Here is a 24,142-nt window from a genome sequence, read left to right on the forward strand (position 1 = left end):
GCGGTCACCGGAGGTTCACGTCTTCTCCCAGCAAGCGAGCGCCATGCCGTCTTTCGTTCGGGTCAGGCCTCTTCTCTTCATCGTCACGGCATTCGCGACCGGTGCGCTGGTCGCCGTGCCGCAGGCCCGGCCGCCGCAGGGCGCTGCCCCTGCTGTCAGCGTGAAGCAGGGCCGCATTCCCCTGACGGTCGAACGGTACCTTCCAGGCGCTCCGGTCACACTGGGCGTCCCATTTCCCAAAGGTGCGCTGGAGTCACCCGACCACGTTCGGGTGCTGCGGCCCGACGGCACTGAGCAGCCCAGTCAGGTCACCGAAGTGACCACCTGGGATCCGATTGACCCGAGCCTCAAGTGGGTCTGGGTGTTTTTCTTCGCCGAGGCCGGACCGGCGTATTCGCTCGAATACGGCCCCGCCGTGCGCCGGCAGCCGGTCACCTCGCGCCTGGAATTTGTCAACAACCCGCGCGCGCAGGGCCTGGCCGAGATCACCACGGGACCTCTGCGCTTCGTCGTGCGCCAGGGTGATACCGGATTCTTGTCATCGGTCCAACTTGACCTTGCGGGCGACGGCTATAGCGACGCGGACGTGATCGCCACCGGCCCCGTGGGCCGAGGCTCGTTCGCGGATGTTCTGGACGACGCGGGCGTGGATCACTCACGGGCCGTCGTCCTGCGCACCACGATGGACAAAGGGACCGGCCCGCTGCACGCCATCCTCCGGGTGGAAGGCGAGTACCGATACGGGCGCGCCGACAACCAGACGTCACCCTTCGTCACGCGCATCCACGCGTACGCGGGCAAACCGTACATTCGCGTGCTGCACACATGGATTTACACGGGCACGCCAGACAAACATCGGCCGCAGGCAGGCGACTATCCGCATGTCGCCACCCAGGGCGCGTCACTCATCACCACCGACCCCACAGACACGGGCTGGACGGTGCCCAACGACCGGTTGCAGGGCCTGGGCCTGTCGTTGTCACTGCCGCTGACTGCGCGCGCCGAGACTCGGATCGGTCTGCGCAACGGGTCCTGGTGGTCACCTGGCGACCGGCGCGTGGCGCTCGTGCCTCCGGGCCCGGCCAGCCTGGTCCAGCTTGGCCCGAAGCCCGACCGGATTCCGCCGGTCCCGAATTCGTCGGCAAGCTCGCGCCTGAGCGCCGCCGAGGGGTTCGAGGCGACGGTGACAAGTGGAGTGCGGGTCATCGATCGCGCTGAACGTGCCGAGGGCTGGATCGATGTCTTTGATGGCACGCGAGGGGTGGCCATCGGGATCAAACACCTCGTTGAGGAGTATCCGAAAGCCCTGACCTTCGACGCGGCCGCCGGCACGATATCAGCATTCTTCTGGGCGCCCGAGGCGGGCCCCATGAGTTTCGCACGCGCCTCGAACGCACCGGCCAACGAGAACGCCGTCGAAAACTGGGCCCAGGGGCTCGCCAAAACCAGTGAAGTGCTGCTCTTCTTTCACGGGTCCCAGACCACGGTGGACGAAGTGGCCGCCACCATGCAGCTCGTGCTGGCGCCCCCGGTGGCCCACGTCGCACCGGCGTGGTACGGCACGAGTGACGTCTATGGCGCCATGGCGCCGCAGAGCGCTCGTCACGGCGATCTGCAACGAAGTCTGGATTACAAGTTTTCCTGGATGCGTTTCAACCAGGCGTGGGAACCGTGGTTCGGCATGTTCGAACACGGCGACATGATGAACACCTTTGACGGCCAGCGCTGGAGCGTCTTCGGCAACGGAGAACCCGCGCAGGACTTCATGTGGTGGCTGCAGTTCATGCGCACGGGCGATGCGGACACCTTCGACACGGCGATGGCGTTCAGCCGTCACACCATGGACGTGGACAACACCCACTGGCCCGCCGGACCGCAGTTCATCGGCGACACGAACTACCCGATGGACTACTGGTCCACGTTGACGGCGCCACCAGCCACGAAATACCTGGGCGTCGGCCGGCGCCATGCCGACCAGCACTGGATGCACATCCTCAGTGCGCACGTCTGGGTGCAGGGCTGGATGGCCTCGTATTACCTGGCGGGTGAACAACGGGGTCTCGACGTGGCTCGCCTCACAGCCGATATGCACTTGCGCCGGCTCTGGGGTGAACACGAATTGACCGGGCGGCGGCTCTACCTGTCGATCTGGAATCTCGCGGAAGTGTGGGACGCCACCAAGGATGTGCGCTACGAACGTGAGCTCGACGACCGCGTGGGTCGCATGTTGGCCCTGCAGCGCGACCAGGCCGACAGCCTCGTGCTGGAGCGATACGGATATACCAACGTCTACGCGTCGCACGGGCTCGGCAAATATCTGTCGATGACTGGCGCCCCAGCGGTGCGCAGCGCCCTCATCCGGCACGCGCGCGCGGTCCGTGACATGCCGCCCCTCAACCACGGCATGGAGTCGTACCTCTCAAGCATTCACAGTCTCGCGCTCGGATACCGGTTGACCGGAGATCGCTCGTTTGTCGACGAGATGACCCGCCGGCTGGACCCGCTCAAGGTCGATCCCCTGCCCCGGCCCATCGATGAACGCTGGACGCAACAGGACTTGTTCAGCGCCCTCGAGCGCGCCGATCACTTCCCAGACGACCCGAACCGATTCCGGCCCAACGCATCAAATCAGGGCACCACGGCGCCGCCACCGCGCCGCCCGATCTGGTCATTCACCAACGGCCTCCGCGTATTCGGGTGGACCAGCGCGTACACAGTGCCGTGGGCGATACAAATACTTGAAGATGTCCAGGGTCCAGAGTCCAGGGTCCAGGGTTCAAAAAAAGAGAAGGAGCAGTGATGTCGAGACGATTGATCAGAACCGCGTTGGGCGCTGCCGCGATGGCTGCCGTGCTCTTGTCTGTGTCGCCACGCGTCAGCACCCAGGTCACGGTACTCAACCACGACACCGGGCCGGTCGGACTCGGCCTGGCCCTGCGCCAGCTGCCCGTCGAGGGTTCAATGCTGTACGTCACGGCCCACCCGGACGATGAGAACAATGGCGTGCTGGTGGCGCTCAATCGCGGCCGCGGACTCAAGACCTCGCTGTTGACGGTCACGCGCGGCGACGGCGGCCAGAATGAAATTGGCCCGGAGCTGTTCCAGGCGATCGGCATCCTGCGATCGGAGGAACTCGCAGCGGTGCACCGGTACGACGGCGCCGACCAGTACCACACGCGCGCCTACGAGTTCGGCTACTCCTTCAGCGTCGAAGAGACCTTTGAAAAGTGGGGCAAGGACGAAATCCTGGCCGACGTCGTGAAGGTCATCCGCATGACGCGGCCCGACATCATCCTCACCATGAACCGCGATGGCCAGGCGGGGGGCCAGCACCACATGGGCTCGGCGCGCCTGGCACAGGAGGCGTTCCGCGTGGCGGCAGACCCCACGCGCTTCCCGGAGCAACTCAAGGCCGGACTCCGGCCCTGGCAGGCCCGCAAGGTCTATCAGGCGGGCGCGGGAAACCCCGGCGGGGGTGCGGCGCAGTCATCAGCCGGCGGCGCGGCGCCGCCGCAACGGCCGGTCCGCATCAGCACGGGCGACTACGACCCGCTGCTCGGCATGTCGTGGGCGCAGTTCGGCACACTCGCGCGCCGCAACCACCTGTGCCAGGGCATGGGCCAGACCGAAAGCCGGCCCGGTGAAGCGGGCGGCTCGTATTCGCTCTATGACAGCCAGCCGCGCGTGGCCGGCGACGAGCAGGACGTGCTTGAAGGTATTGACACGTCACTGCGGCGACTGGCCGCGTTCGCGACCGGCCAGGAAGCGAAAATACCGACACTTGGCGCGGACCTCGATGCCATCGAGGCGTCGGCACGCGCGGCCATCGAGGCCTTCGACGCGCGCGCCACACACAAGACGTTGCCCCACATCACCCGGGGTCTGGGTCAGGTGCGCGCCTTGCGCACGGCCGTGGCCGGCAGCACGTTGACTGCCGACGCGCGCGCCGAAATTGTCTGGCGCCTCGATCGCAAGGAACGCGATTTCATGAAAGCCCTCGAACTGGCCCAGGGCGTCGTCACCCACATCACCGTGCCTGATGGCAACGTGGTGCGCGGCCAGACCTTCGATGTCATGGCGCAGGTGTTCAACACAGGGACAGAGCCGATGTCGGTGGACGAGGTCTCGCTCCAGGTGCCGGAAGGCTGGACCGCCGTGCTCAAGCAGGGCCAGCCGGTCGCCTTGAAACACAACGAGGCCGCCACGCTGCTCTACAGCGTCACCGTCGGGCCGAACGCGCGGTACTCACAGCCGTACTGGAAGCGCAAACCCGGTCCGGTGGAGCGCACGGGCGGCGACATCTACGACCTCGACATTCCCGAACACCATCTGCTGCCGTGGAGTCCCCCGGATGTGACCGCCACGGTGAGCTATGCCGCCGGCGGAGCGAACGCCGCCGTGACCGCGCCCGCGTATTACCGCTACGACGGCCCCTGGGTGGGCGGCGAAAAGCAGAAGGTGCTGAACATCGTGCCGCACGTGTCGGTGAAACTGACGCCGGACATTGCGGTGGTGCCGCTGACGGCGGGAGGCAAGAAGAAGGAATTTCGCGTCTCGGTGCTCAACAATGCACCTGGCGGATCGGCGGTCAAAGTGCGGCTCGAAACTCCGGCGGGCTGGAAGGTGGAACCCGCCGAAGCCACACTGAACTTCTCCGTGGAAGAAGAAGAAATGTCGGCGCAGTTCTTCGTGACGCCGCCGGCGCGGGTCACACCGGGCGAAGCCGTCATTCGCGCCGTGGCCGAGCGCGGCACCGAGACGTTTCGCGAAGGCTACCAGGTCATCGCGTATAACCACATTCAGACGCGGCACCTCTTTCACCCGGCCGCGTCGAAGATCAAGATGATTGACGTGGTGGTGCCGGCCAACCTGCAGGTCGGCTACGTGGTGGGCACGGGGGATGATGTCCCTGCAGCCATCCGCCAGCTCGGCGCGACCGTGACGATGTTGTCGCCCGACGACGTGGCGTTTGGAGATTTGTCGAAGTACTCGACGATCGTGCTCGGCATCCGCGCCTATGAGAAACGGCCGGACGTACGCGCGTACAACCAGCGGCTCTTCGACTTCGCTCGCAACGGTGGCCACCTTGTTGTGCAATACAACAAGACGGCCATGAATCAGCTCGGCGGCGGCCAGGCTGGTCCTCCTCCAGGCGCGTTCGGCGGTGGTGGTCCCGGGGGTGGACGCGGCGGTCGCGGAAGTGCGCCGCCCAATAGTCCCTACGTCCCGTATCCAGGTGGCATCACGAGCAATCGCGTGACGGTGGAAGAGGCCCCGGTGCGGGTACTTGAAGACGGCACCACTGAGATGAGCCGCCCAAACCGCATCACGGCTGCCGACTTCGAGGGCTGGGTGCAGGAGCGCGGTCTCTACTTCTTTGGCGCCAACGATCCGCGGTACACCGACATCCTGGCCGCCACCGACCCATGGGCCTTCAACCCGGGTGAAAAGAAGGGCATGTTGACCGTGGCGCAATTGGGCAAAGGCACGTGGACGTATGTGGGCCTTGGCCTCTGGCGCCAGCTGCCGGCCGGAACGCCCGGCGCGTATCGGATCCTCGCGAACCTGCTTCGGTAGGACCCTGGACTCTGGACTCTGGACTCTGGACTCAGGACCCTGATTTCAGGACCCACTTGGTGTCCACCGCCGCTGTGCTGGTGAATGGCGGCGGTGCGCCGAGCGCGCGAAACCGCCGCTCGGCGTCCGCGCGATGATCGGGATGCCAGCGGTGCCCGGTCTTTGAGATGTGTGACGGCGTGTCGAGCACAGGCGCGTAGTAGCGCTCGAGTACCTGATTCTCGCCCCAGGCCGTCGCCACATCGCCCGCCTCCCACGCGTCGTTTCTGGCACGCACGTGGGCTTCACCCTCTGAGCGGTATTGATCTTCACGCGCGAGGGTTCGCCGCACGAGCGGCGGCGTGATCGCCCATCGTGCCGTGCGTTCCGTCGCGAGCTCGTGCAACTGCGCCGCGGAGTATCGCGATCGGAACATCCCGGCGTCCGGGTCAGTAATCGCAAAGCCGACATGCACGGTCCAGACGAACGCCGCCCCGGCGACTGCCGCAACCAGCACACCGGCCAGCGCGCCCCGATCGCCACGCAGGACGCGGCCCGCCGTGGGCCGCTCCATGGGCGCCATCGCCACGCTGGCCATCACGCCACAGGCGATCGCCACCGTATTGAGCATCACGTCCTGCCACTCGCCGACGCGCGCCGGGAGAAACCACTGCCACCACTCTTCAGCGACGCCAAACACAAACGCCGCCGAGGCCGGCCACACCAGGCTGGTCGCGTCACCCTTCCCGCGCCACGCACGGTAAAAGAGCCAGGTGATGACGCCGTACTGCACGAAGTGAAAGTGCTCCACGGCCGCCACAGCAGGGTTGGCGCTGCCGGTCAGACGCGCGAACACCACCGCCACCAGCGCCGCCACGCCAAGGAGCGCAAACCGCCAGACGCGCCCCTCTCGAATGCGCATCAACGCGGCCACCGCCAGCGCGGCCACCGACAGCCCCACCACCCCGTTCACAATCCACACGTACTGCCCCGGCAGCGTCGCCGCCACCCAGCGGCGCAGTTCGCCGATGAATGGCGCGGCCAGGACCAAGGCGAGCGAGACGATGAGCGCCAGTAGCATCGATTGCCGATAAATCACAGATTCCAGGTTACCGATAGTCAGATAAGCGATTCCCGATCTCAGGTTTCAGATTGTAGATTCAACCGCATAGACTTGACCGGATGTCTTCGCCTGCGCGGCGCCCGCTGTCCCGTCCCGATGCGCCGCCCGGTGCCCTGCGCTGGATCCTCGTCATCGTCTTTCTGGACATGATGGGTTTGGGCCTGCTGGTGCCGGTGATCCCCCTGATCGTGCGTGAGTTTCGTGCCGACGCACTGACGATTGGCTGGCTCTCGCTGGCGTATGCGGCCGCCCAGTTTGTGACCACGCCCCTGCTTGGCGCGTGGTCAGACCGTCATGGCCGGCGAGGCGTGCTGTTGCTCAGTTTCCTGGGTTCGGCCGTCGCGTATTTTGCATTCGGATGGGCTCCGGCCTTGTGGGTGCTCTTCGCCGGCCGGATCGTTGATGGCCTGACCGGCGCCAACGTCGGCATGTCGCAGGCGTACATCGCCGACATTACGGAAGCCGGCCAACGTTCGCGTGCGCTGGCGCTCTCGGGTGTGGCACTCGGCACCGGATTCATCGTGGGCCCACTCGTGGGCATCGGTCTCTCGGCGTTCGGACCGCACGTGCCGGCATTTACGGCGGGAGGCCTGGCACTGGCCAGCACGATCCTCGCATGGTGGCGGCTGCCGGAGTCACTGGCGCCTGGTACCCGGGCCGCGCCGGCGGCGACACACCAACTGAATCCGTTTGCGCCGCTCCTGCAGGCGCTCGGCCGCAGCTCCCTTCGGCCGCTCCTGATCGCGACGTTTCTCGCAAGCTTCGCCATGGCGGCGCTGCGTTCACACTTCGCGTTTTTTGCGATCGCGGTCCTGGCGTTCAGCCAGTCGGATGCCAACCGCGTCATCGCGTTCCTCGGGGTGATGATGGTCGTCGCTCAGGGCGGACTCGTCCGACAGGCCGTGCAGCGTTGGGGCGATCACGGCACGCTTGTGGTGGGACTGGTGCTGAGTGCCATTGGGTTCGCCGGCCTCTCGGTCGCGTTCTCGCCGTCGATGCTGTACCTGATGGTCGCGGTCACCGCCGTTGGCGTTGGCCTCGGCACCCCGACGATGGCGGCGCTCGTCTCACACCGCTCGGGTGCCATTGAGCAGGGCGTGATGCTGGGCGCTGCACAGGCGGCGGCGGCGCTCGCACAGGTCTTGGGTCCCGTCTGGGCGGGTTTTATCTTCGATCGCGCCGGGCCACAGTTTCCGTTCAGCACCGGCGCCGCCCTCGTCGCAGCCGCCCTGCTTGTCGTGACGCTCAATCGCCCGAAAAACGACCTCTGAGGTCGTTTTCTTCACCCGGGATATCCTTCCCCTGTGGTCGCCCGCAGTCCCCGGCACAGCACAGGCGTCAGCCAGGCTATGAGGATGATGGCCGACCAGGCATTCAGCCGCGCAGCCGGCGCGCCGCTTGTGGCCGGCAACTCCGTGCGTGTCTTGCGTGATGCCGTCGAAAACTATCCGGCGTGGGAGGCGGCGATCCGCAACGCTCGACGAACCATCCACCTGGAGATGTACATCTTCCATCGGGATGCCGTCGGACGTCGCTTTGTCGATCTGCTGGCGGCAAAGGCGCGCGAGGGTGTGGCGGTGCGGGTGATCTATGACTGGTTCGGTTGCGGATTCGGGCCGGCCCTCGGCCTGTTCGACCCCCTTCGACAGGCCGGTGCCGACGTGCGCGTGTTTAATCCTCCGACATTCGCCGCCATGCTCGGCTGGGTGAGGCGCAACCACCGCAAGCTCCTGATCGTTGACGCCGACGTGGCGTTCATCGGCGGTCTGTGCATCGGGCAGGCCTGGGAAGGCACCCGCCGGGCAGCCCCCTGGCGCGATACCGCCGTGCAGCTGCGCGGTCCGGTGGTGGGAGATGCCGAACGATCCTTTGCCGACAGTTGGGCCGCCGCCGCAGATGACCGCGAGAGCGACACCCCCGTGCGTGCAGAGGCCCCGCCCATTGAGGGCGACGTGAGCGTGCGGTTGATTCCCACCGCGCCGTTCACGGCCAGTATGTTCCAGATGGACCTCCTCGTGGCCGCCATGGCCCGACGACGCCTCTGGATTGCCGACGCCTATTTCATCGGGCATGGCCCGTACGCCGACGCGTTGAGCCGGGCCTCGCGCGATGGCGTGGACGTCCGCCTGCTGCTGCCGCAGGGCAGCGATGTGGGATGGACCGTACCCGTATCCCGCAGTCTGTACCGATCGCTCCTCAGCGCCGGCGTCCGGGTGTTTGAGTGGACAGGGTCGATGATGCACGCGAAGACCGCCGTCGCCGACTCGCGCTGGAGTCGTGTGGGCTCCACGAACCTGAATATCAACAGCTGGCTCGGCAACTGGGAACTCGACGTGGCGATAGACGACGAGGGCGTGGCGAGCACGATGGAGGCGCAGTTTGAGGAGGACATGGCCCACGCCACCGAGATCACCCTCTCGGAACGGGGCCGGCTGCTGGCATCAGGACCGAGCCGCAGGACCGGAAGGGCCAGACGGTCGGCACGGCGCGCGGTCCGCGAAGTCACGGGCGTGGCGCGCAGTGTCGGCGCCGCGCTGACCGCAAGCCGGCCGCTCGAGGATTTTGAAGTGACGCCGCTGGTGGTAATGGGACTGACCGGGATGATTGTGGCTGCGCTCTCGGTCTGGCAGCCGTGGATCGTGGCCTGGCCCGTGGCCGCCGTGGTGGCCTGGGCCGCGGCCAGTCTGTTCGTGGAAGCCTGGCACGCGTGGCTCGCGTGGAGGCGCCAGTGACGCGACCGGTGGCCATTCGCGCCGTGACGCGGTACGGCGCGGGCCGGCTGACGCACGATCAGGATCTGGTGGCGGTGGAAGCGCCGATTGCGTTACGCCTGCACGCGCACACCGGCATCGAACGCGACCTAGGCCTCCTCATGCGCACACCGGGGCATGACGAGGATCTGGCGGCGGGCGTGCTCGCGGCCGAAGGCGTCGTCGCACGTGCCGGCGACCTCGTGGCGATCGAGGTGCACGACGATGACGCGCGCGAGAGTGGCGCCGCTGATCGGACGGACGTGATTCACGTCTGGGTGGGCCCCGGGGCGGACGTCAATGCCATCAGTGATCGCGTAGGCACGGCGACCAGCGCGTGTGGGCTGTGCGGCCGGCTGTCGATGCGACAGATCGACCGCCTGGGCGCGCCACTGGCAGCAGAGACGCCGCGCCTCAGCGCCGATCTCCTTGTGTCATTGCCCGGCCGGCTTCGCGAGGCCCAACACGCGTTCGCCCAGACGGGTGGGCTGCATGCGGCCGCCGTCTTCACCGCCGATGGCGCTTTGGTGGACGTGCGCGAGGATGTGGGCCGCCACAACGCGGTGGACAAAGTGGTGGGCGCGCTGCTTCGCCGTGACGGTCTGCCGGCCCGCGACCTGATCCTCGCCGTGAGCGGCCGGGTGGCGTACGAAATCGTCCAAAAGGCCGCCATGGCGGGGCTGCCGATGATCGTGGCCGTCGGGGCGCCAACGGACCTGGCGGTGGACGCGGCGCGTGCGTGCGGCATCACCGTCCTCGGATTCGTCCGCGACGGGCGATTCAACGTGTACACACACGGCCAACGGGTATCATGAGAGGGGATTTTTCCCCAGTGCTGCGGTGACCTCGCGAAATTGAACCCGGGACGAGGGCGTGGTTTAGGGATTTACCCAGTGCCGGTCTCTGGGGCAATTGCGGCAAGGATCCTGCAGAGTCAACGAACAGCGATGCATCCATGACGACCCGTGCGCTCCCCTTTATTGGCTTGCTGACCTGGCTGGCGGCCCTCGGCATGGTGCCGATGGCAGCCTCTCGCCCGCCCTCACCTCCCAGGGCGGCGAACCTGGCGGCAATGCAGGCACCGGCTGCGGCAGCCGTTCAGGCACCGTCGAACGACGACTGTCTGTTGTGCCATGGCGAGGCGGACGCCAAGGCGGAGAATGGCCGGTCAATCGCCGTGGATGCGTCGCGATTTGGTGGGTCGATTCACGGGGCGCTGGGCCTGACCTGCACCGCGTGCCATACGGATTTGGCGAGCACGGAATTGCCGCATGCCGCCACCCTGGCCAAGGTCAGCTGCGCCACCTGCCACGAAGACGCCGTTGTGAAGTTCACGGCCAGCATCCACTCCACCGCCCGGCGGCAGGGCGCCAATACGTCGGCCGCCACGTGCGTGGACTGCCACACCTCACACGACATTCGCGCGGCCAGCGACCCGGAGTCACGCACCTACCCGCTGAACCTGCCGGCCACGTGCAGCGCCTGCCACGGTAACCCCGCCATCATCGCCAAAGGGCACATTGCGATTGGCAACGTCGGCGATCTGTTCAAGGACAGCATTCACGGGCGGGCGATCAGCCGCAGCGGCCTGCTGGTGTCGGCGAACTGCACCTCGTGCCACGGCGCCCACGACATCCTGCCCAAGAGCGATCCGGCGAGCAAGGTGTTCCGCGCGAACATCCCGCAAGTCTGCGCCGCGTGCCACGGTGGCATTCAGGCGCAGTTTGAGCGCGGGTCACACGGCACCGCGCTCGCCGCCGGCAAGACGACGGCGCCGGTGTGCACGGACTGCCACTCGGCCCACGCCATTCAGCGCATCGATGCCGGATCCTGGAAGCTCGACACGATCAAAGAGTGCGGCACCTGCCATCTCGACAAGATCAGGACTTACAGGGACACGTTCCACGGCCAGGTGACGTCACTGGGCTTTGTGCGCGTGGCCAAGTGCTCGGATTGCCACGGCGCGCACGAAGTGCATCCGAAGTCTGATGCGCGCTCGATGGTCGCCCCTGGCCGCGTGCTGTCCACGTGCCAGACGTGTCACGCCGGCGCCACCGCGAGCTTCGCCGAATACGATCCGCACGCCGACAAGGACGACCCTGCCCGAAACCCGGAACTGTACTACGCATCGCGGTTCATGCACTGGCTGCTCATCGGCGTGTTCGGGTTCTTCGGCCTGCACGCCGTGCTCTGGCTGCCGCGCAGCATGGCCGAGCGCCGGCGCCGATCGCGGCCGGCCCCGCCCGAGGAGACCGCGCCTGAATGACCACTCCTGCCGACGTTCCCACGCCCGGGGCCCATCACCGCTTCGTCCGCCGGTTTGATGCGCACGACCGTGTGCTGCATGGCCTGCTGATGCTGAGTTTTCTCGGACTGGCCGCCACCGGCCTGCCACTGGTCTTCAGCGATGCCCCGTGGGCGAGCCGGATGGCCGCACTGCTTGGCTCCTTTGAAATCGCCGGCTGGCTGCACCGTGTCTGCGCCACGCTGCTCATCATCGTGTTTGCCGTCCACCTGACACGCCTGTTTCGCCGCATCGTCGGGCGGAAGGACTGGGGTGTGTTGTGGGGGCCGTACTCAATGGTGCCGCAGCCACGGGACCTCACCGACCTGATCGGCCACATGCGGTGGTTTGTGGGACGCGGTCCACGACCACGCTTCGACCGGTATACCTACTGGGAGAAGTTCGACTATTGGGCAGTCTTCTGGGGGATGGGCATCATCGGTGCGTCGGGATTGGTCCTGTGGTTTCCGATCTTCTTCTCGCAGTTCATGCCAGGATGGATCTTCAACGTGGCGCTCCTGATCCACGGCGAGGAAGCCCTGCTGGCGGTGGGCTTCATCTTCACGATGCACTTCTTCAACGGCCACCTGCGCCCGGAAAAGTTCCCGATGGACCGGGTCATCTTCACCGGCCGGGTGTCGGAAGCCGAACTGCAGGAGGAACGCCCCGATGAATACGCGCGCCTGATCCGCGAAGGGGGATTCGAACGGATTCGTACGGATCCACCTCCCGACTGGCTGGTGCGCCTGGGCACCGTCATTGGCGCCGTTGCTGTGACGGTTGGCCTGCTGCTGGTGGGCCTGATTCTGTATGCTGTGCTGACGTAAGACACAACCCTTTCCATGAAAAAACTTCCATTTCTCCGTCACCCCATTTCCTACTCGGGCGCGCTGCTGGCGCTGTTCAGCGCCACGCTGTTTCTGATTTTTTTCGTCGCCGATTCGGTGGGCTGGCACTCCAACCCCTACATGGGAATGGTGTTCGTCATCATCCTGCCGATGGCGTTCATCGCGGGACTCGTGCTGATTCCGATCGGCGTGTGGCGGCAGCATCGACGGGTGGCTGCCGGCAAAGGCGAGTTGATGTGGCCGACGCTCAACCTCAACTCTCCACGGCACCGGAAAGTGACCGCCATCGTGATGGTGCTCACCCTCATGAACGTGGTGATCGTGTCGCTCGCGGCGTATTCCGGATTGCACTACATGGACTCGACCGAGTTCTGCGGCACGGTCTGCCACGAAGTGATGGAGCCGCAGCATGTGGCCTTCCAGAACAGCGCCCATGCGCGTGTGGGATGCGTGCAGTGCCACATCGGGCCTGGCGCGTCCTGGTTCGTGCAGTCGAAGTTGTCGGGCACGCGCCAGATCGTGGCGGTGACGCTCAACACGTTCTCGAGGCCCATCCCGCAACCGGTGCGCAACCTGCGCCCGGCGCGCGAAACGTGTGAGGCGTGCCACTGGCCGGAAAAATTCCACGGCGACAAAGTGGTGACGCGCCGGGAGTATGCCAGCGACGAAGCGAATACCATGAGCGAAACCACACTGCAGCTGCATGTCGGTGGCGGCAGCGACCAGTTGCGCAAGGCGACGGGCATTCACTGGCACACCAGCGCGTCGAGCACGATCGAATACATCGCGACGGATGAAAAACGTGACGTGATTCCCTGGGTGCGCGTGAGCTACAAGGATGGCACGGTACGCGAGTACGTCGCGGAAGGCACGCCCGCCGATGCGCTGGCCGCCGGGGAACGTCGGCGGTTTGACTGTGTGGACTGCCACAACCGCGCGGGCCACCCCTTCGCGAACACGCCTGAACGTGCGGTCGACGCGGCCCTCTCGGCGGGAGAAATGCCGCTGGACCTGCCGTTTGCGCGTCGCGAGTCGGTGGCGGCGCTCACAGCGACCTACGATTCAAAGGAAGCCGCCCTGGACGCCATCGCCGTCGCACTGCGCGGCTTCTATCGGACGGAGGTTTCAGCCGCCTACATGGGGCGCAGGCAGGATGTGGAGCGGGTGGTCAACGCGACGCAGGAACTCTATCGGCGCAACGTGTTCCCGACTATGAAGGTGGGCTTCGGCAAGTACTCCAACAACATCGGCCACATGGACTTCCCCGGGTGTTTCAGGTGCCATGACGACAACCACAAAGCCGCCGACGGCCGCGTGATCAGCCAGTCATGCGACCTCTGCCACGAGATTAGATAATTTCCAGAATGGGACAATGCCGCCGTATCACAGGAGGCACTGAGGCGCACCCCCGCACCTCCTGTAATCCGGCGTGAACGCTTCGCTCACTTCTTCTTGAGCGATCCCATGTAGGCGACGAGCGCGTCCAGATCTGCGGGCGCCAGCTTGAACGCCTTCATCTTGAGCGGCTGCTTGACGGCCTGTTTGGCTTCCATCTCTGCCGGGGTGACGATCCACTTCTTGATGTCGTCGGCCGTGAGCTTCGTGCCAACGCCATCCAGCGGATACTTCTTCATCCCCTTGCCGTCGATCGCGTGGCAGGTCATGCACTTGTTGGCGTCGTACACCTTCTTGCCCGCCTCAATTTTGGCCGCGTCCTGCCCGCCAGGTGTTCCGGCTGCCGCCAATGACATACCCGAGACCAGTAACATTCCCGTCAATCCAGCTACGAACTTCTTCATAACACGCTCCCTATACCTGGAATTATTGCACCAACCGTGCCAACGCGCTGCCGCCCCAGCGTGTCATCGACGGGCGGCATTTCGGCACTTCTGACATTTCTCCCATTTCGCCGCTGCTGTAAACTTCCTCCGTGGGTTGGGAAGTATTCCGCACCAATGGTTAACAAGACCTCCACCCTGCTGGGGCCGTTGGAATGGCGTGTGCTCGACGCCCTGTGGGCCCGGGGCGCCGCCGCCACCGTGCGCGACCTCCAGCCTGAGTTTTCCGACATCGCGTACACCACGCTCATGACCACCCTGGACCGCCTGCACCGCAAGCGGGTGCTCGCGCGCACCAAAGAAGGTCGCGCCTTCGTCTACGAGCCGGTACACGGCCGGGCCGCGTTCGACTCACGCCGGGCCACACAGGCCCTGCTGGCGGCCGTTGAACGTGGTGGACCATCGGCCACGCCGGTCCTGTCGTGCTTTGTCGAGGCGCTCGGCGACCACGACGAGGCGTTGCTCAGTGAGTTGGAGACATTGGTTCGCGCGCGCCGCGCGCATCGCGAGAACGCTGAATGACATTTCTTGTGCGATGCCTCGTGCTGGCGCTCGCCGCGTTCGGTGTGGCCGCCCTCGTGACATCGGTGGTCATCGCCGTCACGTGGTGGCGGAGGACGCCGGCCGGGTCTGCGGCGGTTCGCGCGGACGCCCTGCTGCGGCTGCGCCTCATTCCTTCAGGCGCAGCCGCGCTCGCGGGCCTGTTTGCGCTCATCGGCCTGTGGCGTTTTGAATCGCGTGATGTGGACGAGGTCCTCGGCTGGACGGTCCTCGCGAGTGCGGCCACCGGCGCCTGGCTCATGTCGGTATTCCTGACCCGACTGTGGCGCATGCGGCTCGAGACGCGCCGACTCCTGTCATCCTGGCTCGCAGACGCCACCGCGCTCTCGCTGCCTGGTGTGACGGTGCCGGCTTTCCGCATTGATTCCGGCTTCCCGGTGGTGGCAGTCGTCGGCATCTTCCGCCCCATACTCGTTGTGGACGGCACCGTGCTCGATGGGTGTAGTGAGGACGAACTCGCGGCCATCCTCGCACACGAACAAGGGCACCTGCGCCGTTGGGACAACCTGCGCCGCGCCCTCTTTGCGGCAGCGCCCGATCCGCTGTCGCACACCCCGGCAGGTATCCGGTTGCGTGACGACTGGCGCGTGGCAACCGAAGAAGCGGCCGACGATGTGGCTGCCGAGCGCGGAGAGAATGCCCGGGTCCACCTGGCGAGCGCGCTGCTTCGTGTGGCTCGCCTCGCTCCACGGGCCGCCCAGCAGCCTTCCGGAGCCTTCCACGGCGCACAACTACCCGCAAGCGCACTGTATCGCGGTGAGAGCGTCGAGGGCCGTGTCCGGCGGCTGATTGACGCGGCTCCGGCTGCTGCGGGCCGCGCGAGCCGCGGCCTGGGCCTTGGCCTCACTGCGGCGATGGTCACGATCGCTCTCGCCTTCCAACAGGACATTCACGACCTGATGGAAGTGGTGATCGCGATTCTTCCGTAGTTCAGTTCCCCAGTTCCCCAGTTCCCCAGTTCCGAAACTGCTTCTGGTAGTAGCGCCCGGTGCGGCACTATTGTTGTGACATGCGTATCTTCAGGGTTATGGCGGTCGTCGCCGTCGCCCTTTTGACCATCGTCTCCAGTGCGTTCGCCCTCGAGGGACGCCTTGTGGACAAACGGACCGGCACGCCGGTGGCCGGCGCCGAAGTGATGATTGTGGGCCTGACCGGATCCGTGAAGACGGACGGCGACGGGCGATTTTCCTGGAAGCCCGATCCTGTCGCGCCGTTCGAGCTGCTGGTGCTCATGCCGAACGGCACGTTGACGCGTCCGGCCCGCGTGACGAGCCTTGATGCGGCGGCGGTGCTCACGATCCTGATTGAGCCCGTGGTGAATGAAGAAGTCACCGTGACCGCCGGCCTGGCGCCGAGTATTGATGCGGCGCCTGGCGCCGGCATGACGCTGCTCTCCGGACGCGACGTGGCGCTGCGCCAGCCGGGCAACCTCACGCAGGCGCTCGAGAACGTGCCAGGCGTGAATCAGGTCTCTGAAGGACAGGCCGGCGTGCCGGCCGTGCGCGGACTGGCGCGCGGGCGCACACTCATCCTGATCGACGGCGCCAGGGTCACCTCCGAGCGCCGCGTGGGCCCGAGCGCCACGTTCCTGGATCCGTTTGGCATCAGTTCAGTCGATGTGGCTCGCGGCCCCGGGTCAGTGGCGTACGGTTCGGATGCCTTCGGCGGCGTCATCTCGGTGCAGACCCCTCGACCGACCATTGGCGGCCCTTGGCGCGGCAGACTGACCGGAACGTTTGGCACGGGCGTGCCCGATCGCCGTGGCGGTGTCGAAATTCAAAAGGGCTACGCGACGGGCGCGTTCATCCTGCAGGCGCACGCACGGAAGGTGGAGGACTACGACGGGCCCACCGCCGCCGTCCTCAATTCCGGCTACGAAGATCGGGGGGTTCTGGCGCGGGTGGATCAGCAGGTGGGCCACGGCCTGTTGTCGCTCGGCTGGCAGAGTGACTTCGGCCGTAACATCGAGCGCCCCCGCAACAACTCGGCGGCCACGCGGTTCTACTACCCCTTCGAAAATTCTCACCGTGCGACGGCGTCTTACGAAATCGCGGGCGTGGCCGGGCTCGACCTCGTCCGGGTGCAGGGCTTTTTCGGCACTGTCGCGCAGCGCACCGACCAGGATCGGAATCCAACGCCAACCGTGACGCGCCGGATCGAACGTGCCGACATCAAGTCGAAGGATTTTTCCCTGCGGGCGATCGCCGAGAAATTCCTGAGCCGCGCCCGCCTCGAGTTCGGCGCCGACATCAATGGCCGCACCGGCCTGGAAGCGCACGACGTCCAGATCAACTTCAACCTCGCGGGCGGCGAAATATCGCGCACGGACAATCTCTCGACCGAGTCAGCGCGGCGCATCGACACCGGGCTCTTCGTTCAGGCCGACGTCTCGCTGGCCGCTCGGCTCCGGGCCACCGGAGGCGCGCGCGTGGACTTTGTGTCGTCGAAGAACACCGGCGGCTACTTTGGTGACACTTCGATCTCACACCAGGCCATGTCGGGATTCGGCGCGATCACGCTCGGACCGTTTGAGGGGCTGTCTTTCACCGCGCAGATTTCGCGTGGCTTCCGCGACCCCACATTGTCGGACCGCTTCTATCGGGGTCCGTCAGGACGCGGCTTCATTACCGGCAACCCGGACCTCGCCCCGGAAACCAGCGTGCAACTGGACTTCGGCGCCAGGTACACGACCGGCCGCCTTCGCCTGGCCGCCTACGTGTATCAATACCGGATTACCGATTTGGTTGAGCGCTACACGACGGCCACTGACTTCTTCTTCTTCCGCAATCGCGGCAAGGCCCAGTACCGCGGTGTCGAGGTTGAGGCGCAGGCCGACCTCGGTCGTGGCGTCACCCTTGAACTGAGTGGTCAGACCGCGCGCGGACGAGCGCTGGAAGAAGCGAGCAACACGCTGTGGCTCGATGACGTGGCGCCGAACATGGCGGCGGTCGTTCTGCGCAAGCGTGTGTTGGACAAGGGCTCCGCCCACATTCGAGTGGCCGCCTTCAGCGACGACGAGCGGCCCGGGGTGAGCGAAGTCCGTGCGCCTGGTTACACGCTCCTCGATGCGGGCGCGAGTTGGACGCTGTCGCCGCACCTCGAAGTGCGCGCCAACGGCAGGAACCTGCTCAACAGGTCGTACTTCGCCAGCCCCGATCCGCGATGGGTCTTCGCACCCGGCCGGAGCGTCTCGGCGACAATCGTCATCGGGTACTGATGTTCCGCCGGCTGTTCGGGCGCGCAGCGCCTCCACAACCTGACAGTGCGGCGTGGTGGCGCGAGGCCAACGCCCTCGCCGAATCGCCAGACGCCGTTCGCATCGAAGCGCTGCGCATCGCGATGTGCGACCCAGACGAGGCTCCCGATATCGCCGAAGACCAGTTGGAGATGATTGAGGGCCTTGAACGTGTGCACGCACTCCGCCTCCTGCCGGCATTGCCGGTGGTCGCCACCCAGCATCGCGTGATTGGCCAGGCCACCTGTCACTTTCTGGCGCCCGGAAGCCTGATTGACCCAGTGGACGCCTCGGGCAAGGTGTTCGCCACCAATGCCGCTCTTGTCTTTGCTCCCGGGGCCGCAGGGGCCGTGAAGGTCTGGCCGTGGCACACCATTGCGGCCGTGTCCCGTGTGGAGCGCGATGTCGTCGTTGACCTGCGAGGCCAGCCGGCAGCCGCGCGGCTGCGCATGAATACCAGCGGCGATGCGCTCGTGATGGTGGCGCTGGCAGAGCGCCTGCGGCCGAATCGGCCATAATGGCCGACGGACATGGCCACGGTGATTCTCGGTTCCGATACCCTCTTTGACCGGTCGCTCCTGCGGGGCAGGACGATCGGACTCGTCTGCAATCCGGCTTCGATCGATGCCAGGCTGCAGCACGTCATCAGCCGCGCGGAAGGTGCGGGCGTCCGCGTGGGCGCGGTGTTCGGTCCGCAGCACGGTTTCCGCTCAGACCTCCAGGAGAACATGATCGAATCGCCGCATGGCGACGACCCCACGCGTGGCGTGAGGGTCTATTCGCTGTACAGCGAGACCCGCACCCCCACGGCCGACATGCTCGCCGGTCTGGACGCGCTGGTCATCGATCTCCAGGATGTCGGCACGCGCATCTACACCTACATCTACACCATGGCCAACTGCCTGACCGCCGCGGCCCGGCACGGAGTGCCGGTCGTGGTGTGCGACCGGCCCAATCCCATCGGTGGCACACAAATCGAGGGACCGATGTTGATGCCGGGGTTTGAATCGTTTGTCGGGCAGTATCCGATCCCGATGCGCCACGGCATGACGATTGGCGAGCTGGCCCGCTTGTTCAACGACCATTTTTCGATCGGCGCCAAGCTCGAAGTCGTGGCGATGCAGGGCTGGTCGCGTGCGCAGTACTTCGACTCGACGGGCCTGCCCTGGGTGTTGCCTTCCCCCAACATCCCCACGCTCGACACCGCCATCGTCTATCCGGGAACGGTGCTGTTTGAGGGCACCAACGTGTCGGAAGGGCGCGGCACCACGAAGCCGTTTGAACTGTGTGGTGCGCCGTGGGTGGCGCCTGAACCATTCTGCGAGGCGCTCAATGCACGGGGATTGCCTGGCGTCACGTTCCGTCCGCACGCCTTCGAACCGGCGTTCCACAAACATGCGAAGGTCTTGTGCGGAGGCTGCCAGATCCATGTGACGGATCGTGCGACCTTCCGGGCGGTGGAAACGGGCGTGGCCTTGATCGAAGCGTTCCGCGATGCCGGGCCGGATCAATTCGCCTGGCGCGAACCGCCCTACGAGTACGAATACACCATCCCGCCGATCGACATTCTCTACGGGTCCGCGGGGCTGCGCGAAGGACTGGAAGCGGGCCGTACAACGAACGACCTCGTCCACCCGTGGGCAGACGAGGTCGCTGAGTTCATGAATCTTCGAGAGCGCTTCCTGTTGTATCCCTAGTCGCGGCGAACTACCGATTCCCCTCGGGAAGCGGCACCACCGAAAAGCTTTGTCCCGCCCCGACCGCCGTGAAGGTACCGTTGGCGACCTTGCCGATGGTCGCCGTGTAGCGGCCCTGCTCGACGGCCGAGCCGCCACCGCCGCCGCGGCCACCAAACCCACCGCCACCGCCCCGACCACCGCGGGCGCCTGCGGGTGCGCCTGCGGGCGCCGCCGCGGGCGCGGGAGGCGCGCCGGCCAGGTTCCACACCACACGTTTGACGCCGGCCTCTCCGGTCAGATCGATGCGGCGCACTTCGCGGCCGGCGGCATCCGTAATGGCAATCGCCCACTGGGTGCCCGCGGCTGCCGCGTCACGGAGGTAGTAGGTGAGAATCGCGCCGTAGGGCGGGTTCGGCGCCCGCCAATCGCTCTGGGCCGCGCGAATCTGGTTCTTCATCGGGAACTGATACGCGTGCCGCAACGGCAGCAGTTGCGCTTCCTGCGCAAAACTCTGGGCCGACACGCCGCGCAACGCGCTGTAGTCGTCGAGCACGTAGAAGCTCCGGCCGAACGTGCCCAGCACCAGATCGTTCTCACGCGTCTGGACGTCGAGATCACGCACCTGCACCGTCGGCAGGCCGCCCTTGAGCTGCACCCAGTGTGAGCCACCGTCCACCGTGACGAACAGACCGTACTCGGTCCCGACAAACAGCAGGTTGCTGTTGACGTGATCCTGGATAATCGCCCACGTCGGATGCCTGTCGGGCAGGTTGCTCGCAATGGACGTAAAGGTGCGGCCGCGGTCGTTGCTGCGCGCCACATACGGCTTGTAGTTGCCGCGCTGCCAGTCATTGAGGGTGACAAACACCACGTTCACATCACGCGGCGACGCCATCACGTCCGACACGTACGTGAACTTCGGCACGCCCGGGAAGTCTTCGGTCTTGCGCCAGGTGCGGCCGCCATCTTCTGTCACCTGCAACAACCCGTCGTCGGTGCCGGCGTAGATGAGGCCGGCGAGCAAGGGCGATTCGTCCACCGACACGATGTTGCTGAGCGCGGTGGTCGCGCGGTTGAAGCCGACGGTTTTGGCCGCATCCCACTGCTTGCCCATGATGGGCACTTCGCGGGCGTCGAGCTGTCGGGTCAGGTCCGGGCTGATGCGCGTCCAGCTGTCGCCGCGGTCTTCTGTGCGATACAGGAAGTTCGACGCCCACAGCAGGCTCTTCGGGTTGTGCGGGCTCACGATGTACGGGGCGTCCCAGTTGGGGCGCTCGCTCGGCATACCGCCTCCGCGTCCGCCGGTGGCCGGGCCAATCTCGCTGCCGTCGAGGTTGCGCGTGTTGTTCGCGTTCGGGCGAATCGACTGCGACTGCCCGGTGCGCAGGTCGAGGCGGGTGACCGCGCCGTTCTGCGACGTGGCATACGTGAAGTACGGATCCTCAGGGTCGCTGCGGGTGGTGAAGCCGTCGCCGCCGCCCGTGATGTAGACGTCGCTCGTACGGATGCCCGCCGAGTTCTGGGTGCGGTGCGGGCTGCAGAACGAGCCGTTGTCCTGTGTGCCGCCGCAGACGTTGTAAAACGGCTTCATGTAGTCCACCGACACGCGGTAGAACTGCGAAATCGGCAGGTTCGTGAAGTGACGCCAGGTACGGCCCTCGTCGTAGGACTCGTAGAGGCCGCCGTCGTTGCCGAGCACGAAGTGGTTGCGGTCAGTCGGGTTGGGCCAGATCACGTGGTGATCGACATGCACGCCCTGCGTCGGCATCGAGCCCCACGTACGGCCGCCGTCCGTGCTGCGCTCGAGGTTGGTGCTCATCGCGTAGAGCGTGTCGGGACGAATCGGGTCCACGAAAAACTCGTTGTAGTAACCCGGGTCCGCGTTCATGTACCAGTTGTCACCAGCCCCCTGCGGCGCGCCTTCCTGCCCGGCTTCCTCTGCCTCGGTCTGCGCGACCTCGCCGTCGTCTGCAGGACCACCGCCACGCCCGCCGCCGGGAGCGCGCTTGCCCACACGGGCCCAGGTGGCGCCCTGGTCGTCGGACCGATAGAACCCCCGTTCCTCCTGAAGGGCGTCGATCATCGCGTACACGCGCGTGGGACGCACCTTCGCGTCCACCGCCAGGTTGATGCGGCCCATGTCCATCTTCGGCAGGCCGTTGGCCAGCTTGGTCCACGTCTGGCCGGCGTTGGTGGACTTGTAGATGCCGCTCTCCGGCCCGCCGCCCACAAACTGCCCGACCGCGCGCCGCCGCTGCCACATCGCCACATAGAGCGTGTTCGGGCTGGCCGGGTCAATCACCACTTCGTTGGCGCCGGTGTCCGGGCTGACCGTCAGAATTTCCTTCCAGGTTTTGCCGCCGTCGGTGGTCTTGTAGAGGCCGCGCTCGCCGCCGGCGGACCACAGCGGGCCCTGCGCGGAGACGTACACGACGTTGGAGTCGCGCGGGTCGATCTGGATGTTCCCGATGTGCTCGGACTTCGCCAGCGCCACGCGTGTCCACGTCATGCCCGCGTCGGTGGACTTGTAGAGACCGTCACCAATCATCGAACTGCGCGGGTTCGAGTTTTCGCCCGTGCCGAGCCAGACGATATTGGAGTCTTTGGGATCGACCTTGATGCAGCACAGGTTGAACGACCCGCCCTGATCAAACGTGGACACCCAGGTGATGCCGCGGTTGACGCTCTTCCACACGCCGCCCGCCGCCGTGGCCACGTAGTACACGTTCGGGTTCTTCGGGTCCACGTCGAAGTCTGCGATACGGCCGGTCACAAGCGACGGGCCCATGGCGCGCCATTCGAGGCCCTGGAACGCCGCGGCGTTCAGCCGGTCGTTAGTGGGGGCCTGCCCGGAGGGCGTGACGGCCGCCGCAAACAGCGCGGCGCAGGCCAGGACGAATGTCAGTCGTTGTTTCATGAAAAATCTCCCCGCAGATGTGCAGGCGCCGCCAGCCCAACTGGCAGCATCCGCACCGCAGATTCTGACACATCCGGAGGTCGTGGTCGCGCTAGAGTGTGGACGATGCCGAACCGCGCCTGGAATGTCGATGCACCGGTCCGTGACCGCTATCTGACCTTCGGTAGCCCCCAACTGCTCGAGCCCGAAATTGAAGGCGTGGTCGCGGCGATGCGGTCCAGCTGGATCGGCACAGGGCCGCGTGCCAAAGAATTTGAACAGGCCTTTGCCGCGTACATCGGCACGCCGCACGCAGTGGCCGTGAACTCCTGTACTGCGGCACTGCATCTGGCCTTCGTGGCTCTCGGCATCGGACCCGGTGACGAGGTGATCGTGCCCGCCATGACATTCGCGTCCACCGCCAACGTCGTGATCCACGCCGGAGGCACACCGGTCTTCGCCGACGTGGATCGCGCGACGATGTGTCTGGACCCCGCCGACGCCGCGACAAAAATTACGTCACGCACCCGGGCGATTCTGCCCGTGCACTTTGCGGGGCGCGCCTCCGATCTGGACGCGCTGATGGCATTGGCGGCGGATCACGGAATTCGGCTTGTCGAAGACTGCGCACATGCCGTCGAGACCCTGGTGCGTGGCCGGCATGCCGGAACCTTCGGGGACTTCGGCGCCTTCAGCTTCTACGCCACCAAAAACGTCGTCACCGGCGAAGGCGGCATGATCGTGACTGCAAATGCTGAATGGGCGGCGCGGGTCCAGCGCCTGGCCCTGCATGGCCTCAGCGCGGATGCCTGGAAGCGGTTCTCTGATGCGGGCTTCAAGCACTACGACGTGGTGGAAGCCGGTTTCAAATACAACATGATGGACCTGCAGGCCGCGATCGGCCTGCCCCAGCTCGCGCGTGTGGAAGCGAACCTGGTTCGTCGCGAGGCCATCTGGGTGCGGTATGACCAGGCATTCGCGGATCTCCCGGCATTCCTGCCGGCGCCGGCCGCTGCGGGCACCCGTCATGCGCGCCATCTCTATACGCTGATCCTGGACATCGACAGGCTTCGGGCCACGCGTGACGAGGTGCAGACCGCCCTCCACAAGCAGTTCATCGGAACAGGCATCCACTACCGCGCGCTGCACCTGCATCAGTACTACCGGGAGCGGTTCGGCGAGCGAACCGGCAGGCTCGCGAATGCGGAATGGCTCAGCGACCGGACGATTTCGCTGCCGCTGGGTCCCCAGCTGACGGACGCCGACGTCGATGACGTGATTTTTGCCGTCCGACAGACGCTGATGCACTTCTCGTGACACCGGGAGCCGTCGTAAACTGTGGCCACCCGAATGACCGGGGCCGGACAGAGGA

Annotated in this window: 17 protein-coding genes; 14 read left to right on the forward strand and 3 right to left on the reverse strand. The window is 65.9% G+C overall.

Annotation, left to right across the window (positions count from 1 at the left end; translation table 11 throughout):
* Positions 1-43: 43 nt before the first annotated feature.
* Both IPL75_17005 and IPL75_17010 read left to right on the forward strand, forming a co-directional pair.
* The gene (locus IPL75_17005; protein MBK9241895.1) at positions 44-2,800 is read left to right on the forward strand and encodes a hypothetical protein; all 2,757 of its coding nucleotides are present in this window, start codon (positions 44-46) and stop codon (positions 2,798-2,800) included.
* Positions 2,800-5,577: a PIG-L family deacetylase gene (locus tag IPL75_17010; protein MBK9241896.1), complete on the forward strand. Its 2,778-nt coding sequence runs from the start codon at positions 2,800-2,802 to the stop codon at positions 5,575-5,577. Before IPL75_17005 ends, IPL75_17010 begins: the two co-directional genes overlap by 1 nt.
* A 31-nt stretch (positions 5,578-5,608) precedes the next feature.
* Here the strand turns inward: IPL75_17010 and IPL75_17015 are convergent, their stop codons facing one another.
* Positions 5,609-6,655 carry a VanZ family protein gene (locus tag IPL75_17015; protein MBK9241897.1) on the reverse strand — a complete coding sequence of 349 codons (1,047 nt, stop codon included), beginning with the start codon at positions 6,653-6,655 and terminating at the stop codon, positions 5,609-5,611.
* An 83-nt stretch (positions 6,656-6,738) separates the two neighbouring features.
* On the opposite strand from IPL75_17015, the gene IPL75_17020 reads away from it, so the two are divergent.
* The 6 genes from IPL75_17020 to IPL75_17045 all read left to right on the forward strand — a co-directional run bounded on the left by IPL75_17020 (position 6,739) and on the right by IPL75_17045 (position 13,917).
* Positions 6,739-7,950, forward strand: coding sequence for an MFS transporter (locus IPL75_17020; protein MBK9241898.1), 1,212 nt, complete (start codon positions 6,739-6,741; stop codon positions 7,948-7,950).
* A 78-nt stretch (positions 7,951-8,028) separates the two neighbouring features.
* Entirely contained in the window at positions 8,029-9,411 is a 1,383-nt protein-coding gene (locus IPL75_17025) for a cardiolipin synthase B (GenBank protein ID MBK9241899.1), read from the forward strand.
* Positions 9,387-10,244, forward strand: a complete 858-nt coding sequence (gene fdhD / locus IPL75_17030) for a formate dehydrogenase accessory sulfurtransferase FdhD (protein MBK9241900.1) — start codon at positions 9,387-9,389, stop codon at positions 10,242-10,244. Before IPL75_17025 ends, fdhD begins: the two co-directional genes overlap by 25 nt.
* Before the next feature lie 140 nt (positions 10,245-10,384).
* Positions 10,385-11,695 (forward strand): cytochrome c3 family protein, encoded by a 1,311-nt coding sequence (locus IPL75_17035; protein MBK9241901.1) that lies wholly within the window; start codon positions 10,385-10,387, stop codon positions 11,693-11,695.
* The gene (locus IPL75_17040) at positions 11,692-12,540 is read left to right on the forward strand and encodes a hypothetical protein (GenBank protein MBK9241902.1); all 849 of its coding nucleotides are present in this window, start codon (positions 11,692-11,694) and stop codon (positions 12,538-12,540) included. The genes IPL75_17035 and IPL75_17040 overlap by 4 nt, the downstream gene beginning before the upstream one ends.
* A 15-nt stretch (positions 12,541-12,555) precedes the next feature.
* Entirely contained in the window at positions 12,556-13,917 is a 1,362-nt protein-coding gene (locus tag IPL75_17045; GenBank protein ID MBK9241903.1) for a NapC/NirT family cytochrome c, read from the forward strand.
* 86 nt (positions 13,918-14,003) lie between these two features.
* On the opposite strand, the gene IPL75_17050 is transcribed toward IPL75_17045, so the two are convergent.
* Entirely contained in the window at positions 14,004-14,360 is a 357-nt protein-coding gene (locus IPL75_17050; protein MBK9241904.1) for a cytochrome c, read from the reverse strand.
* A gap of 156 nt (positions 14,361-14,516) precedes the next feature.
* Between IPL75_17050 and IPL75_17055 the strand changes: the two genes are divergently transcribed.
* The 5 genes from IPL75_17055 to IPL75_17075 all read left to right on the forward strand — a co-directional run bounded on the left by IPL75_17055 (position 14,517) and on the right by IPL75_17075 (position 19,892).
* Positions 14,517-14,921, forward strand: coding sequence for a BlaI/MecI/CopY family transcriptional regulator (locus IPL75_17055; protein MBK9241905.1), 405 nt, complete (start codon positions 14,517-14,519; stop codon positions 14,919-14,921).
* On the forward strand, positions 14,918-15,889 hold the full coding sequence (locus IPL75_17060; protein MBK9241906.1) for a M56 family metallopeptidase: 972 nt from the start codon (positions 14,918-14,920) through the stop codon (positions 15,887-15,889). The genes IPL75_17055 and IPL75_17060 overlap by 4 nt, the downstream gene beginning before the upstream one ends.
* Positions 15,890-15,969: 80 nt before the next feature.
* Complete coding sequence (locus tag IPL75_17065) at positions 15,970-18,177, forward strand: TonB-dependent receptor (GenBank protein MBK9241907.1); 2,208 nt, start codon at positions 15,970-15,972, stop codon at positions 18,175-18,177.
* Positions 18,177-18,713: a hypothetical protein gene (locus IPL75_17070; GenBank protein ID MBK9241908.1), complete on the forward strand. Its 537-nt coding sequence runs from the start codon at positions 18,177-18,179 to the stop codon at positions 18,711-18,713. The genes IPL75_17065 and IPL75_17070 overlap by 1 nt, the downstream gene beginning before the upstream one ends.
* A gap of 12 nt (positions 18,714-18,725) precedes the next feature.
* Positions 18,726-19,892, forward strand: a complete 1,167-nt coding sequence (locus IPL75_17075) for a DUF1343 domain-containing protein (GenBank protein MBK9241909.1) — start codon at positions 18,726-18,728, stop codon at positions 19,890-19,892.
* A 10-nt stretch (positions 19,893-19,902) separates the two neighbouring features.
* On the opposite strand, the gene IPL75_17080 is transcribed toward IPL75_17075, so the two are convergent.
* The gene (locus tag IPL75_17080) at positions 19,903-22,791 is read right to left on the reverse strand and encodes a glycosyl hydrolase (protein ID MBK9241910.1); all 2,889 of its coding nucleotides are present in this window, start codon (positions 22,789-22,791) and stop codon (positions 19,903-19,905) included.
* A 105-nt stretch (positions 22,792-22,896) separates the two neighbouring features.
* On the opposite strand from IPL75_17080, the gene IPL75_17085 reads away from it, so the two are divergent.
* The gene (locus IPL75_17085; GenBank protein ID MBK9241911.1) at positions 22,897-24,087 is read left to right on the forward strand and encodes a DegT/DnrJ/EryC1/StrS family aminotransferase; all 1,191 of its coding nucleotides are present in this window, start codon (positions 22,897-22,899) and stop codon (positions 24,085-24,087) included.
* The last annotated feature ends 55 nt before the right edge of the window (positions 24,088-24,142 follow it).

The sequence above is a fragment of the Acidobacteriota bacterium genome, assembly GCA_016716905.1.
Taxonomy (GTDB): Bacteria; Acidobacteriota; Vicinamibacteria; order Vicinamibacterales; family SCN-69-37; genus SYFT01.

Bases quoted from the DNA above. Each gene is read 5' to 3' on its own strand.
- IPL75_17005 (MBK9241895.1), top strand. From the start codon at position 44: ATGCCGTCTTTCGTTCGGGTCAGGCCTCTTCTCTTCATCGTCACGGCA.
- IPL75_17010 (MBK9241896.1), top strand. From the start codon at position 2,800: ATGTCGAGACGATTGATCAGAACCGCGTTGGGCGCTGCCGCGATGGCT.
- IPL75_17020 (MBK9241898.1), top strand. From the start codon at position 6,739: ATGTCTTCGCCTGCGCGGCGCCCGCTGTCCCGTCCCGATGCGCCGCCC.
- IPL75_17025 (MBK9241899.1), top strand. From the start codon at position 8,029: ATGAGGATGATGGCCGACCAGGCATTCAGCCGCGCAGCCGGCGCGCCG.
- IPL75_17035 (MBK9241901.1), top strand. From the start codon at position 10,385: ATGACGACCCGTGCGCTCCCCTTTATTGGCTTGCTGACCTGGCTGGCG.
- IPL75_17040 (MBK9241902.1), top strand. From the start codon at position 11,692: ATGACCACTCCTGCCGACGTTCCCACGCCCGGGGCCCATCACCGCTTC.
- IPL75_17045 (MBK9241903.1), top strand. From the start codon at position 12,556: ATGAAAAAACTTCCATTTCTCCGTCACCCCATTTCCTACTCGGGCGCG.
- IPL75_17050 (MBK9241904.1), bottom strand. From the start codon at position 14,360: ATGAAGAAGTTCGTAGCTGGATTGACGGGAATGTTACTGGTCTCGGGT.
- IPL75_17055 (MBK9241905.1), top strand. From the start codon at position 14,517: ATGGTTAACAAGACCTCCACCCTGCTGGGGCCGTTGGAATGGCGTGTG.
- IPL75_17060 (MBK9241906.1), top strand. From the start codon at position 14,918: ATGACATTTCTTGTGCGATGCCTCGTGCTGGCGCTCGCCGCGTTCGGT.
- IPL75_17065 (MBK9241907.1), top strand. From the start codon at position 15,970: ATGCGTATCTTCAGGGTTATGGCGGTCGTCGCCGTCGCCCTTTTGACC.
- IPL75_17070 (MBK9241908.1), top strand. From the start codon at position 18,177: ATGTTCCGCCGGCTGTTCGGGCGCGCAGCGCCTCCACAACCTGACAGT.
- IPL75_17075 (MBK9241909.1), top strand. From the start codon at position 18,726: ATGGCCACGGTGATTCTCGGTTCCGATACCCTCTTTGACCGGTCGCTC.
- IPL75_17080 (MBK9241910.1), bottom strand. From the start codon at position 22,791: ATGAAACAACGACTGACATTCGTCCTGGCCTGCGCCGCGCTGTTTGCG.
- IPL75_17085 (MBK9241911.1), top strand. From the start codon at position 22,897: ATGCCGAACCGCGCCTGGAATGTCGATGCACCGGTCCGTGACCGCTAT.